This is a genomic window from Bacillota bacterium, from assembly GCA_013178125.1.
Lineage (GTDB): Bacteria > Bacillota > SHA-98 > Ch115 > JABLXJ01 > JABLXL01.
Window position 1 is genome coordinate 105,276 of the sequence record JABLXJ010000007.1, and the last position, 14,357, is coordinate 119,632.

The 14,357-nt window shown below is 57.8% G+C and carries 8 protein-coding genes; 7 read left to right on the forward strand and 1 reads right to left on the reverse strand.

Features of this window, described 5'->3' with window-relative positions; genetic code table 11:
• Positions 1–72 precede the first annotated feature (72 nt).
• The 7 genes from HPY71_08045 to uvrC all read left to right on the forward strand — a co-directional run bounded on the left by HPY71_08045 (position 73) and on the right by uvrC (position 12,684).
• Positions 73–1,278, forward strand: coding sequence for a peptidoglycan DD-metalloendopeptidase family protein (locus HPY71_08045; protein ID NPV53461.1), 1,206 nt, complete (start codon positions 73–75; stop codon positions 1,276–1,278).
• 115 nt (positions 1,279–1,393) lie between these two features.
• A complete protein-coding gene (locus HPY71_08050) occupies positions 1,394–2,635 on the forward strand; it encodes a S41 family peptidase (protein ID NPV53462.1) in 1,242 nt (413 codons plus the stop codon).
• Between the two features lie 34 nt (positions 2,636–2,669).
• Positions 2,670–3,914: a PDZ domain-containing protein gene (locus HPY71_08055; GenBank protein ID NPV53463.1), complete on the forward strand. Its 1,245-nt coding sequence runs from the start codon at positions 2,670–2,672 to the stop codon at positions 3,912–3,914.
• Positions 3,915–4,075: 161 nt separating this feature from the next.
• Positions 4,076–5,527: a divergent polysaccharide deacetylase family protein gene (locus tag HPY71_08060; protein ID NPV53464.1), complete on the forward strand. Its 1,452-nt coding sequence runs from the start codon at positions 4,076–4,078 to the stop codon at positions 5,525–5,527.
• Positions 5,528–5,636: 109 nt separating this feature from the next.
• Entirely contained in the window at positions 5,637–7,727 is a 2,091-nt protein-coding gene (gene uvrB, locus HPY71_08065; GenBank protein ID NPV53465.1) for an excinuclease ABC subunit UvrB, read from the forward strand.
• Between the two features lie 27 nt (positions 7,728–7,754).
• Complete coding sequence (uvrA, locus tag HPY71_08070; protein NPV53466.1) at positions 7,755–10,676, forward strand: excinuclease ABC subunit UvrA; 2,922 nt, start codon at positions 7,755–7,757, stop codon at positions 10,674–10,676.
• A gap of 121 nt (positions 10,677–10,797) precedes the next feature.
• Entirely contained in the window at positions 10,798–12,684 is a 1,887-nt protein-coding gene (uvrC, locus tag HPY71_08075) for an excinuclease ABC subunit UvrC (protein NPV53467.1), read from the forward strand.
• Between the two features lie 70 nt (positions 12,685–12,754).
• Here uvrC and HPY71_08080 read toward each other — a convergent pair whose 3' ends face one another.
• Positions 12,755–13,456, reverse strand: a complete 702-nt coding sequence (locus HPY71_08080; protein NPV53468.1) for an HAD family hydrolase — start codon at positions 13,454–13,456, stop codon at positions 12,755–12,757.
• Positions 13,457–14,357 lie beyond the last annotated feature (901 nt).

Consider the following 14,357-nt stretch of genomic DNA (forward strand, 5'->3'; position numbering starts at 1 on the left):
TCAGCTTGCGGGCGAGTTTGGCGAGCTTGTAGGCGAGTTCGAGCTGGCTGGGGAAGGTGGTGCCGCTAGTAGATGTATAGATCGTGCAGGTTTCCACCGGTTGTCTGGATTCTCTCTGTCTGCCTTACGATGTTGACCTTTGCCTGGGTGACTGCTGCGATTGCCGCCACGAGCCTGGATGCAAAGAGAAACGAGCTTGATGATGTCAGGGATAAGATAAGGTCGACACGCCGTCAGATATTGAGGATAAAGAAGCAGGAGAAGGGCGTGCTTGCGGAGCTCGAGACCGCGGAGCAGCAGCTTGACAGCATGAGGGCCAGGCTGCGCAGCCTCGAACAACAGATTGCATCCGTGGAGCGCGATATAGGGACGGCCAGGATGGACCTGGCCCGGGCCGAACAGGAGCTCGAGGCGAAGACCAGGCTCCTCAATGCGAGGCTGTCGAGATTTGGGAAAAGGCTGCGTGCCCTCTATATGCATGGCCCGTTGAACTACCTCGAGGTATTATTATCCTCGGGGGATTTTGGTGACTTTACGACGCGCTACGAGCTGGTCAGCCGCTTCGTCGAACAAGATGTCCAGCTGTTTCGGGAGGTGGAGGCCGAGATCAAGGCCGTGGAAGCTGAAAAGGCAGCTGTTGCGGCCAGAAAGGCCAGCCTCGAACGCAAACAGGCAAACCTGGAATCGCTGCGCGGGGAGACCAGGGTCCAGGTGGCGCGGGTGGAACAGCGGGCCAGGGAAAGGGAGGCTATCCTCAGCCGGATTCAGAGTCAGAGGAGGCAATATGAGGAGGCCCTCGATGAATTCGAGCAGATGTCCAGGCAGCTCGAACGCATCATCAGGGAGCTGCAGGAGAAGCAGATGAGATCGGGAAAGGGGATTGCGCCTCCCAAGGGGAAGTTGGCCTGGCCTGTGCAAGGGCGCATAACATCGGGCTTTGGCCTGAGGGTGCATCCCATCCTGGGGACCAGACGGTTTCACTCGGGGCTTGATATCGCATGTCCAACGGGCACGCCCGTGGTTGCGCCGGCGGACGGCGTTGTGATATACAGCGGGTGGATTAGCGGCTACGGCAAGACGGTGATAATCGACCACGGCGGGGGGATATCCACGCTCTACGGGCATAATTCCGCTCTTATGGTGAGCGGCGGCCAGGTTGTTGTCCGGGGCCAGAAGATATCTGAGGTGGGGTCAACCGGCCTCTCGACAGGCCCGCACCTGCATTTCGAGGTGCGCAAGAACGGCACGCCGATCGACCCGCTTACCTTGTTGCCGTGATGATAGCCTGAGGATGGATAGGCTACTGATAAACGACGTAGTATCAGGGTATCGGGGTGGGAACAGGGATATTACGGGATATATGGGGCATTGATGCAGAGGAAGGGTTGATATCATGAGTTTCCGAAAAGCAGGGGCCGTGCGGCGCTGGCTCGTTATAATGTTGTTGTCAGTGGCGCTGCTGGGGTCCCTGGTTGTCCTTGTGGTCGGCGCGCCCAGGGCTCAGGATGCAGCCGGGACCCAAAACCGGGATGGCGTGAAGATATCACGCCAGGTGTTGGAGACTGTATTCCTTTTGAAAACATACTATTATAAAGAAGTCAACTCCACGGACCTCGTGAATGCATATATCGAAAAAGGATCGATCGCTGACATGCTCGCCACGCTCAAGGACCCTTATACGCGTTACATGGATCCCAAGGCATACAAGGAAATGCAGGAGAACATGAAGGCGTCCTTTGATGGCATCGGTATCTCCATCGGGATGAAGGACGATCGCCTCACGATCATAGCCCCGATCGAGGGCACGCCGGGTGAGCGCGCGGGCCTCAAGCCCGGCGATCATATTACTACAATCAACGGGAAGCCCACCAAGGACATGGCCCAGGATTACGCGGTCAGCCTCATGCGGGGACCGAAAGGCACGGAGGTCATCCTCGGGATCGAGCGAGGTGGCAAGACCTTTGATGTAAAGATAATCCGGGATACCATAAAGGTCCCTCAGGTGGAGAGCAAAATGCTAGATAAGCAGGGCAAGATAGGGTATATATACCTCGCCACCTTCTTTGGGGACGACACCAGCGCGAGGTTTGAGGACGCGCTCGTAAAACTGCAGAATGAGGGCATGCGCGGTTTGATCCTCGATCTGAGGTATAACACGGGTGGAGAGCTCGACCTCGCGGTGGACATAGCCGGGAAATTCCTATCATCCGGGGACCCCATCGTGCATATAGTTGGAAGGGACGGGAGCCGGCATACGCTCTCGGCCGGCCCGGGCAGGCACTTCAAAGTGCCGATGGTTGTTCTCATCAACGAGGCGACGGCCAGCGCCTCAGAGATATTGAGCGGGGCGCTGCAGGATATGAAGGCGGCGAAGCTCGTCGGAGTCAAGACCTTCGGCAAGGGCCTGGTCCAGACGATTTTCCCCTTGAGCGACGGGTCGGCTGTCTCCATCACGACGCACCGGTATCTGACCTCTGCAGGGCGGTCCATAAACCATAAGGGCATTGAGCCGGACATTGTGGTCAAGCTGCCGGAGGACGCCAAGACGGACGTGCAGCTGGATAAGGCGGTTGAAATCATGAAAGACATGCTCAAGGTTAAGATCGGGGAGAAGCCTGCGGAGAAAGCAGGGTGATTTGATGTTCCCCTTTGGGAAGATAATATTCTCGATGCTGATGATCATCCCGACGATCGTCTTGAACCCGATGTTCTGGGTTGTCGTGGTGTTGATCTCCGCCCAGTACGCCAGGATCAATCACATAAGGGAGAGGATGCTGGGGAGCGCTGCAGCTTCCCCGATGAAGCTCACCGCGGGTGCGGCATTATACGGGTTTGCCGGGGGTATTATCGGGAGCTTCATCTTCATCTTTATAGGCGTGACCATAAATGGCGCCGGGCTTGCGTATATCTGGCCGCTGGCGCTCTTTCTCATGCTTATCGAGCCCAGGTTCTTGTGTTTCTCATATGCGGGCGGGCTTGTTGCCCTGAGCAACTTGATTTTCGGCTTCCCGGATGTCTCCATCCCAGAGCTCATGAGCCTGATAGCCGTATTGCACATGGCGGAGAGCATATTGATCTGGGTGAGCGGCCACGAGAGCGCCGTCCCGGTGTTTGTGAAGGATATGAGAGGCAGGCTTCTTGGAGGGTTCAGCCTCCAGAAGTTCTGGCCAATACCGATAATCGCCATGATGGTTATGATGCCGGACGCAGCCCGGTTCCAGGAATTGTTCCGGAATGCTATACATATGCCCGACTGGTGGCCTCTGATAAAGCCGGGAATAACCCCGCCGCCGGGTAAAGAGCTTATCTACCTGATGTTCGCCATCCCTGCGGCCCTCGGATACAGCGACGTCGCGCTGACTCGGATGCCCCTCGACCGGAGCAAGGCCACGGCGAAGCACCTGATGGTTTTCAGTGTTGTGTTGCTGGGCCTGGCGGTGGCGTCTGCGAAATATGGTTTCTTGAAGCTTGTGGCGGCGCTTTTTTCCCCGCTCGGGCACGAGGCGGTCATAAATATTGGGAGGCGGATGGAATTCCACGGGCATCCCCTCTTTGTCAAGCCTGAGAAGGGCCTCAAGATCCTGGACGTGGTGCCGGGGTCCGCGTCCGACCGAGTTGGGTTGAAAACGGGGGATATCATCCTGAGCGTGAATGGAGAGGAGACCAATAGCAAGTCGGACCTGATGCGCATTCTCCAGTCCGAGCCTCCCCACCTGTATATAGAGGGTGTAAGCCCAGAACCGGGGCCGGGTGGTGGGCGGACAAGGCCCTTTACGAAGACGATGCTCGGCAGTATTGAAGTGCTGGGGATAATATCCGTGCCTGAGCCGGGTGAGCAGTTTTATATCGACCTTGATCACATGACGCCCCTCAAGCGGTTTTTGCGCTGGCTTCGGGGGCGGGGGCGCAGGTGATCCGCAATCCGCATCTGGGTCATCGTGGTCATTTTCGAAGCGATCGCGGCGGTCATTTTCGGGGCGGATGATGAATAAAATAAGAGGGCAGGGCTGGTAGAGCATCATGTAGTGTATCACGTGCAGTGTCATGTGTAATATGTCATTATGGATGTGTGGTTGTGCGCTTTAACTACGAGAGAATCTTCAGGGGCAACAAGATAGCTGTTATGATTGGCCTGGGGGTCGGGGTGGCAATTTTCTTGCTAGCCCCTTTCTATTTTTACCGGTTTTATCGGCCTTTCCGGTCTTACCCTGCGCGTATCTATTCTTACCTCGCTAATCCTCGCTTCGGTTGCCGGTCGTTTGGCGAGATAGCCTTTGGACGTGGGTTCCTTGAAACCATTTTCAATGGATGCTTTGAACATGGACCCGGAGAATTAGAGAAAGGACAGATAGGAAAAGGGCATATCATGGATTTCACCGGGGCATGCCACCGGGTAATCGAGTCTGCGGTGGATGCCGTGGTTGCCGCGACTGGGACGGGGTTGGCCCAGAAGACGTGGTCGCAGGAGATGTCGATAATCCCGGGCGTGGTTGTGAGGGGGCGTTTCTCCGAGGTGAGGATCGCGATCGGCGCTATGGGCAGGGCGGCCGGGGCCGGAACCGGGGCCGGGGCTGCCGGAATCCCGGCACTGGTCCGGGTGGAGCGGCAGGTGGTTGATGCAGTTTTGCGCTCCGGCGGGGTGATCATGGATATCCGGCGCGGGGTTCTAGATGAGGCCAGGGCAGGTATAGGTTTTGAGATGGATATAGGCATCCGGGGGAGGGTGTTCGCTATGACGGTTCCCATAAGGGTTATGAGCCTGAGCGTGCGCCTCGAGGGCGCCCCGGAGCGGCCTACCCGGGAGGGTGCCCGCGAAGCTGCCAGGTTAGCGATCATCATCGATGACGTGGGGTACAATCTCGGCGAGCTCGGAAGGCTTATCAAGCTTGGGCGGCCCATGAGCGTAGCCGTGCTGCCCCATGCCCCATTCGCAGCGGAGAGCGCCAGGCGGGCAAGGGTGGGAGGGCTTGAGGTCCTCCTGCACCTTCCGATGGAGCCGCTGAATGGAGCTGCAAATCCCGGTCCCTATGCTATAAGGTGCGACATGACGGACGAGGAGATACGCAGGCTGGTGCTGGATAATCTAGGAAGGGTGTCCGGGGCGGTTGGGGCCAATAACCACATGGGCTCGCGGGCAACAGCGGATATCAGGGTGATGCGGGATGTTCTTTCCGTTCTGGCTGATAGGAGGCTATTCTTTATAGATAGCCGCACGGCGCCAGGCTCGGTCGCGGTAGAGGCAGCCCGTGAGGTCAACGCGGAGAGGGCGGTTGAGGTGATGCCGGGGCGGTCGGGCGCTGCGCCGGCCATCCGCCTTGCTGTTAATGATGGGTTCATCGATAATCAGGCTGATCCTGTGTCCATAGAGGGGCAGATAAGGTTCATTGAGCGGCTCGCACTGAGGCACGGCTCTGCGATATGTATAGGCCACCTTAGACCCACGACGATCCAGACCCTGCGCGAGATGATCCCAGAGCTTGAAGGGGCGGGCTTGCGGCTGGTCCATGTATCGGAGCTGGTACATTGAGATTTCATCGGATTTGCAGCACCAGATTTGTGGTATAATTAGTGACGTGAGATTCCGATGTGCTTCGATAGGGTCGAGCGCGGACAGGCAGGGGGTATGGGCCATGGGCATGGGCGGCGCTTTCAGACTCAAGTCGGATTTTAAACCCAAGGGGGACCAGCCGAAGGCTATCGAGCGATTGTCGCGGGGCTTTATGGAGGGTTGCCGTTTCCAGACCCTTCTAGGCGTCACGGGGTCTGGAAAGACATTCACGATGGCGGGTGTCATCCAGAATCTTCAAAAACCGACTCTGGTTATCGCCCATAACAAGACCCTCGCAGCCCAGCTCTGTAGCGAATTCAAGGAGTTTTTCCCGGGAAATGCCGTAGAATACTTCGTGAGCTATTATGACTATTACCAGCCCGAGGCGTATATTCCTCATACCGACACGTATATTGAGAAGGACGCGTCGATCAACGACGAAATCGACCGGCTGAGGCACGCGGCCACGAGCGCCCTGCTTGAGAGGCGGGATGTCATAATCGTTGCTAGCGTTTCGTGCATATACGGCCTCGGCTCGCCCGAGGATTACCAGGACCTCACGGTCTTGGTCCGCAGGGGTGAGGTTCGCGACCGGGACGACATCCTGCGCAAGCTCGTGGGGATCCAGTACTCGCGAAATGATATCGGATTCGTCCGCGGGACTTTCAGGGTGCGAGGCGACGTTGTGGAGATCATCCCCGCGTACGGCGAGGACGCGATCCGAATCGAGTTCTTTGGCGATGAGATCGAACGGATACTCGAAGTGGATGTTTTGACGGGGGAGGTTTTGAGCCAGCGGGATGCGGTCACGATATTCCCCGCGAGCCATTTCATCACAACAGAGGACAAGCTCAAGAGGGCGCTCGAGTCCATAGAGGGGGAGCTGGAGGAGAGATTGGCCGTGCTTCGCTCCCAGGGGAAGCTGCTTGAAGCCCAGAGGCTCGAGGGCAGGACCAGATACGATCTGGAGATGCTGCGGGAGGTGGGCTATTGCCAGGGCATTGAGAATTATTCCCGTCACCTGACGGGGCGCAAGCCCGGTGAGCCGCCGGCTACCTTGTTGGACTACTTCCCCGATGATTTCCTCATGTTTATAGACGAGTCGCATGTGACCATCCCGCAGATTCACGGGATGTACGCGGGCGACAGGTCGCGGAAGGAGAGCCTCGTTGAGTACGGCTTCAGGCTCCCGTCGGCGTTTGACAACCGGCCTTTGAGGTTCGAGGAATTCGAGAGGAAGATAAACCAGGTTATTTTCGTCTCTGCAACCCCCGGGGAATATGAATTGAAACGGAGCAGCCAGGTCGTCGAGCAGATCATCCGGCCGACGGGCCTTGTGGATCCAGAGATCAGCGTCAGGCCGACGAAGGGCCAGGTGGATGACCTTGTGGGTGAGATAAGGAAGCGGGTGGACAGGAGCGAGCGCGTGCTCGTAACAACCCTGACCAAGAAGATGGCGGAGGACCTGACCGAATACCTCGCCGAGCTTGGCCTCAAGGTCCGCTACCTGCACTCGGAGATCGAGACCCTGGACAGGGTGGAGATACTGAGGGACTTGCGATTGGGCAAATTCGATGTGCTGGTGGGCATAAACCTCTTACGGGAGGGCCTCGACCTCCCCGAGGTTTCGCTCGTCGCCATACTGGATGCGGATAAGGAAGGCTACCTGCGGTCGGAGACCTCGCTCATTCAGACCATCGGTCGCGCCGCCAGGAATGCCGGGGGCAAGGTCATTATGTATGCCGATGTGATCACAGGATCCATGCGGAGGGCCATAGATGAAACTAACAGGCGCCGGGCGATCCAGCTTGAATATAATAGGCAGCACGGCATCACGCCGGAGACGATCAGGAAGGCTGTAAAGGATATTCTCCAGGCGAGCCGTGGCGTGGAGGAGGGCGCACCGGGCGCGCCAGGCGTGCCGGCTGGTGCAGCTTATCAGAAGGGCCAGAAGGGCAGGGCGGCTGCTGTCGCCGTGGCCGAGCAGCATGGGGCCTATGGGGCGGCCGGCGACGGCGATATCGAGGCAGAGCTGGATGGCATGACGGAGAAGGAGATTGCGCATATGATCCGCGGCCTCGAGAAGGATATGCGGCGGGCTGCGGAGGCGCTGGAGTTTGAGCGGGCTGCTGAGCTGCGGGACAGGATAAGGGAGCTCAGACGCAGGTTCGCCTCGTGACCGGAGGGGTCGAAGTTGAGCAAGGAAATGATAATTGTCAGGGGTGCGCGGCAGCACAACTTGAAGAATATAGATTTGGAGATACCCAGGGACAAGCTCGTCGTCATCACGGGGCTCAGCGGGTCAGGCAAGTCTTCCCTGGCCTTCGATACGATTTATGCCGAGGGCCAGAGACGTTACGTGGAGTCCCTCTCCGCCTACGCCCGGCAATTCCTCGGCCAGATGGACAAGCCGGACGTTGATTATATCGAAGGGCTCTCGCCAGCGATCTCCATAGATCAGAAGAGCGGCAGCCGGAATCCCCGGTCAACCGTGGGAACTGTGACGGAGATATATGATTACCTCCGCCTCTTGTTTGCGCGCATAGGTAAGCCCCACTGCTACAAGTGCGGCCGGCCCATAACGCAGCAGACGGTCGAGCAAGTGGTCGATAAGGTGCTGGCGCTTGGCGAGGGCACCAGGCTCCAGGTGCTCGCGCCCATCATAAAGGGAAAGAAGGGCGAGCACCGCAAGGTCCTTGAAGACATCCGGAGACAGGGTTTTGTGAGGGTCCGCGTGAACGGCGAGGTTCACGAGGTAACCGAGGAGATAAACCTGGAGCGCTACAAGATCCATACAATAGAGGTGGTTGTGGACCGGCTGGTAGTAAGGCCGGACATCCGCAAGAGGCTCGCGGACTCCGTCGAGACCGCCATGAAGCTCGGGGACGGGGTCGTGATCATAAACCTCGTAGGGGAAACCAGAGGCCCGTCACCGGGGGCATCTGCGGGAGCAGGGGCTGGGGCTGGGGCAGGAACAGGGGCTCCAGAAGACCTCGTCTTCAGCGAAAAATTCGCATGCCCGGAATGCGGCATCAGCTTTGACGAGCTCGCCCCGAGGATGTTCTCTTTTAATAGCCCATATGGTGCGTGCCCGGCATGTGCGGGCCTGGGCAGCAAGTGGGAGATCGACCCCGAGCTCGCCCTGGACTTGGATAGACCCATCAGGGATGGCGGGATCGTGCCCTGGAGGGCTTCTTGGGCGGGAACGCGGAGCGATTTCTACAAGGAAAGGGTCGAGGCGGTATGCCGGGATTTCGGCATAGACATGACTGTGCCCATCGGTGAGCTTCGCCCTGAGGAAAGGGATATCCTGTTGAATGGCGCGGGCGCCAGGAGGTTCAGGTTCCAGTACCATAATCTCGAAGGCCGTCTCCGGTGGTACGAGACGACCTATGAGGGGGTCATTCCCTACCTGGAGAGAAAGTACCGGGAGGCGCAGACGGACTTTGCCCGCGAGGAAATAGAGCAGTTCATGAGCACGAGGCCGTGCCCGGTATGCAACGGGGCGAGGCTCAAGCCTGAGAGCCTGGCGGTTACCATTGCGGGGAAATCTATAGTCGACGTGACGCGGTTTTCCATAGCTGAGGCAAGGGAGTTCTTTGAGAACCTCCAGCTAACTGAGCGTGAAAGGATAATAGCGCACCAGATTTTGAAGGAGATAAGGCAGAGGCTCGGGTTCCTGGTGAATGTCGGGCTGGATTACCTGACGCTCGATAGGACGGCGGGGACGTTGGCGGGTGGCGAGGCGCAGAGGATCCGGCTCGCTACCCAGATAGGATCGAGCCTCGTCGGGGTGCTGTATATCCTGGATGAGCCCAGCATAGGTCTCCACCAGCGGGATAACAGGCGCCTTATCAATACCCTGCTCGAGCTGCGGGACCTGGGAAACACGGTCATCGTGGTGGAGCATGATGAGGAGACCATGCGCTCGGCTGACTATATTGTGGATATGGGCCCGGGCGCAGGGGAGCACGGCGGGTACGTGGTGGTGGCGGGCAGCATGGAGGATATAATGGCGTGCAGGGCGTCGATCACAGGGCAGTACCTGAGCGGGGAGCGGCGCATCGAGGTGCCCGAGGTGCGCCGGAAGCCCAGCGGGAAGTCGCTGGTTGTGAAAGGCGCGCGTGAACACAACCTGAAGAGTATAGACGTGGAGATACCCTTAGGGGTGTTCGTTTGTGTTACGGGGGTCTCGGGCTCGGGGAAGAGCACGCTCGTGAATGAGATCCTGTATAAGAGGCTGGCGCACGAGCTGAACGGGGCGGCCGTGAAGGCAGGGGCTCATGACGCCGTTCTTGGGATTGAGAACCTCGATAAGGTCATTGACATCGACCAGTCGCCGATAGGCCGCACGCCGCGTTCGAACCCGGCCACATATACCGGCGTATTCGATTATATAAGAGAGACCTTCGCGCAAACCCCGGAGGCTAAGGTGCGTGGCTACAAGCCCGGGCGCTTTAGCTTCAACGTGAAGGGGGGGCGCTGCGAGGCGTGCCGCGGCGATGGGATAATAAAGATCGAGATGCATTTCCTGCCGGACGTCTATGTTCCCTGTGAGGTCTGCAAGGGGAAGCGCTATAACCGGGAGACCCTCGAGGTGGGGTACAAGGGCAAGAGCATCGCGGATGTTCTGGACATGCGCGTCGAAGATGCTTTGGAATTCTTCCAGAACATCCCGCGGATCAGGCGCAAGCTCCAGACCCTTTATGATGTGGGGCTGGGCTATATCAAGCTTGGGCAGCCCGCGACAACTCTGTCGGGCGGCGAGGCCCAGCGAGTCAAGCTGGCCACGGAGCTCAGCAGGCGGAGCAACGGCCGCACGCTTTATATCCTCGATGAGCCGACGACCGGGCTTCACTTCGCGGATATCGAGAAGCTCCTGAGCGTTCTCGGCAAGCTCGTCGACGCCGGGGATACGGTGCTCGTCATCGAGCACAATCTTGACGTGATAAAGACGGCGGATTATATTATAGACCTGGGGCCGGAGGGCGGCGAACGTGGCGGCACGATTGTGGCGTGCGGGACGCCGGAGGAGGTTGCGCAGGTCTGCGGGTCGTATACAGGCCAGTTCCTGAGGGGAATCCTCGGGCCTCGGCTCAGGATGGCCGCTAAGGTGGCGGCGTGCTAGATAGCCAGCTAGTCAGCTGGCCAGCTGGCCAGATAAAGAGCTAGATATGGGCGTGCTGGGGAAAAGGTGAGGGCCATGTGAGGGTCATGGGCAGAAAGGTGAGGGGCATGGGGTAGAGGAGATTGTCAGAAACCTCCCGGAGAAGCCGGGGGTTTATATAATGAAGGACGCGCGAGGGAAGTTCATCTATGTCGGCAAGGCTGTATCGCTCAAGGCGCGCGTCCGCTCATATTTCCAGTCGCCCGGGAGCCTTTCGCCCAGGGTGCGCCTCATGGTGGAGAAGGTCTCCGACATAGAATATGTTGTCACAGGGTCCGAGGTCGAGGCGTTGATTCTCGAGAATAACCTGATCAAGCGCCACAGACCCTGGTACAATATAAGGCTGCGCGACGACAAGACCTACCCCTATGTCAAGGTCACGCTCGCTGAGCGTTTCCCCAAGGTAATAACTACGCGGAGGATGGTTCAGGACGGGTCGCGCTACTTCGGGCCGTATACGGATGCGGGGTCCCTATATGATACCTTGCGCTTTTTGAAGCGGCTTTTCCCCGTGAGGAGCTGCAACAAGAAGATAGGTGATAAGACCGATGACAGGCCTTGTCTCAATTACCATATCGAGCGTTGCCTGGCCCCGTGCTCAGGGAGGATCAGCGAGAAGGCCTACCGGACGGTGATTGACCAGATTTGCCTCTTCCTGGAGGGGCGGCAGGAGGAGCTCATCAGGGCGATGCGCAAGGATATGACGAGCGCGGCCCTGGTGGAGGATTATGAGCGGGCGGCCGCGATACGGGACAGGATTCGCGATCTTGAGAAGGTGATTGAGCGGCAGAAGATCGTCTCTCCTTCGCTGGGAGACATCGACGTCATCGCGTTCGCGCGCAATGATACGGATGCCTGCGCGCAGATCTTGCTTATCCGGGACGGCAAGATGATAGGCCGCGAGCATTTCGTCCTCGAGAATGTCAAGGTTGTTACCGATACCGGGGAGCCAGGCGATTCGGATATTATGACTGCATTCGTAAACCAGTATTACGCCAGCGCGAGCTTCGTGCCGTCGGAGGTTCTCCTACAGCATCCCATCGACGACGCGGATATTGTCGCGAAGTGGCTCAGCGAGAGGAAAGGCGGGAAGGTAACGCTTCGTGTGCCGAGGCGCGGCACGAAGAAGGAGCTTGTAGAGATGGCGGCGGAGAACGCCCGGCTCTCCCTGGGCCGGGTCGCGCTCGAGAGGGTTGAGAGGGTCCAGGCCGGGGAGATGGAGGAGGGCGCCCTTCTCGAGCTCCAGAGGGCGGTCGGGGCTGAGATCGGGCTCGAGGAACCGCCGCGAAGGATAGAGGCGTTTGATATCTCCAACATCCAGGGTCGGGAAGCCGTTGGATCGATGGTCGTATTTAAGGATGGAAGGCCCCTCAAGTCGGGTTACCGCCGGTTTAAGATCAAGCTGGCGGGAGGGCCCGATGACTACGCCATGATGCGGGAGGTGGTGCTCCGGCGTTACCGGCGCGCTAGGGCGGCGTACGGTGGCGACGGGGCTGGGGCAGGGGCCGGCACTGGCGATGCGGGGAAATGGGACCAGCTCCCGGATCTGATCCTGATCGACGGCGGCAAAGGCCAGCTCGGGGCGGCGAGGGATGCCTTGAGGGAGGTCGGGCTGGATTTCATCCCGACGATCGGGCTCGCAAAGGAGTTCGAGCACATATTTGTTGAGGGACGGAGCGATCCTATCGTTCTTCCGCGCGATTCAAAGGCCCTCTTTGTCCTCCAGCGCGTGAGGGATGAGGCTCACAGGTTCGCCGTGGCCTACCACAGGCGACTACGGGAGAAAGACGCTACCTTGTCCCAGCTCGCGGGGATAAAGGGCATAGGCAGGAAGAGGATAGGGGCGCTCTTTAATGCCTTCAAATCCCTCGATGAGATGCGCCGCGCCGGAGTCGACGAGCTCGCGAGCGTGCCGGGGATGACCCGGAAGGCCGCGGAGCTTGTCTATAGTTACCTGCACCAGGGCTAACGCATCCTGTGTCGAGGGAGCTCAATCCCTTTCTTTCTTACCCTTTTCAGAAGGCTTGGGACCGCGTCCTCTAAAGCACCGGCATACAGCACCGGTGGTCGGGCAGGTGCTGTGCCAGCCACCCGGCGAAATCCGGCACCGCATAGAAAACGTGATCAGGCGCCTCTTTCAGAATAGCTACATGGCCAGGTGCAGATGTCACCCACAGCGCCGCAACGGTGGTAACGCCAGCGGCCCGCCCGGCCTTGATATCGGCCCATGAGTCTCCAACGAAGACGGTATGCCCCGGCCGGAGCTCCAGGTGCTTCATTGCCAGGAAGATGCCTTCAGGGTCTGGTTTCGGGACGACCACATCGACCCCTGTAACCACGGTATCGATTAAGGTATCGAGGCCGAGCTTCTGTAGGGTGATAGCTGCGCTCCGGGGCCCCTTACCCGTCACGATGCCCGTCTTTACGCGCCTTGACTTCAGGGAATCCAGTAGTTCCCATATCCCCTCGATTTCGACCGTGCTGGTGTCATGAAACTCAGCATAAAAACGCCAGTAGTCCTCGAGGCAGTCCTGGCAGTGCTCAGCGCCGACGACCCGCGCCACCATGCCCTCCTCGGGCGGTCCAAACATGGCCCTGATCTCCTCGTCCTTGAAACGACGGCCTATATATTTTTCAAAGGCATGATTAAAGGCTTTGTAACACAGAGGTAGCGTGTTGGCTAAGGTCCCGTCCAGGTCAAAAATCACGCCTTGGATTGTGTCCGCTTGAATTATGCCCACAGGAAGCTCTCCTCCAGATTTAAGAATAAATTGGCTTAAATTGGGCCGCTGACAACCCTCGAAGAAAAACTGATCCTAAACGCATTCCCTTTTGTAGTCAATTGTATCATATATCTCCATCACTTTGAATATCTTAACCCGTTCTCTACGTCACGCGTTAGGGCCCGAACACTGATCTACATCATCCTTCCCGGCTAACCCATAACGTACATCACCTCTCCCGCCCCACCCGTGACGTACATCATTCCATCGCGCCTCACCCGTTACGTGTATCACTACTCCTCCCCCATCTGTAATGTTCGTCATTCATCTCGCATCACTCGTTCTGTACATCACTGGTTCCCCCGGAATCATTCACCACAGCAACCCTCACGGGCAACAGCTGATGTGCAGCACGCCTCTTGGGTGAAGGCTGATGCATATCACGATTCTGTGCCAATCCATTCTATGGGTCATGCATGATAGATCATGGATGATAGATTATGGTTCAACGCGGAGTGGTATGATCGATTGATTTAGCTCAAAGAGGGCTCAGGGATCATGACCTACCCCTGGATTATAGCGTGCCGTACAGGTATCTATCTTCTACGGAGAAAGGATTTTCCCTTTTCTGACAAGAAGGATTTGTAGTGTCAATACTGAATAGGTGCCTTGGGTGGCAACGTACGAGTTTAGGAATATCAAGGATTCCAAGGGGCCTTTGAAGAGCCCTGTTTGTTATCATTACGCCCATTTGTACCATGCGGAACGTATGATCATATTTCCTGGGGCGATAAAATGGCATTTGTCGGTCGAAAAATCGGTTTTTGAGAAGGATTGTTGATAACTATGCCGAATGTGGCAAATAACGGTGAAATAGATAGGTATTCCATAAAGATACTGTAATGCTAGAAATGCTAGA

Excerpts from the sequence above, each read along its gene's own strand:
- uvrB (NPV53465.1), top strand. The coding sequence starts at position 5,637 with ATGGGCGGCGCTTTCAGACTCAAGTCGGATTTTAAACCCAAGGGGGAC.
- HPY71_08055 (NPV53463.1), top strand. The coding sequence starts at position 2,670 with ATGCTGATGATCATCCCGACGATCGTCTTGAACCCGATGTTCTGGGTT.
- HPY71_08045 (NPV53461.1), top strand. The coding sequence starts at position 73 with ATGTATAGATCGTGCAGGTTTCCACCGGTTGTCTGGATTCTCTCTGTC.
- HPY71_08050 (NPV53462.1), top strand. The coding sequence starts at position 1,394 with ATGAGTTTCCGAAAAGCAGGGGCCGTGCGGCGCTGGCTCGTTATAATG.
- uvrA (NPV53466.1), top strand. The coding sequence starts at position 7,755 with ATGATAATTGTCAGGGGTGCGCGGCAGCACAACTTGAAGAATATAGAT.